The organism is Salmonella sp. SAL4457, assembly GCF_046548235.1.
Taxonomy (GTDB): Bacteria; Pseudomonadota; Gammaproteobacteria; order Enterobacterales; family Enterobacteriaceae; genus Salmonella; species Salmonella enterica.
This window is the reverse complement of sequence record NZ_JBGDZO010001404.1, coordinates 1-233: the sequence shown is the minus strand read 5'-3', so window position 1 is coordinate 233 and position 233 is coordinate 1. Positions and strand designations below refer to the sequence as shown.

The window sequence follows — 233 nt, the reverse complement described above, 5'->3', positions numbered from 1 at the left end:
GCAGTTGCTGGTCGCTGGTGATATCGATATTGATCCCGGTGACCTGCAGCGGGTTGCCGACGGCGTCGCGCTCGACCTGCGCGCCGGCCTGGATGAAGCGGATGCCGCCGTCGGGCAGCACCACGCGGAAGATCACATCGTAGTTGCCGCGCCCCTCCACCGCCGCGCGCAGGCTGGCCTCGGTGCGCTCGAGGTCTTCCGGATGCAGGCGGCTGCGCCAATGCTCGTAGACC

Annotated in this window: 1 protein-coding gene; it reads right to left on the bottom strand. The window is 68.7% G+C overall.

All coding sequences use genetic code 11. From position 1 onward, the window contains the following. On the bottom strand, nucleotides 1–233 hold a 233-nt coding region (locus ACLJNW_RS28780; RefSeq protein ID WP_410962101.1), incomplete at both ends, for a PAS domain-containing protein.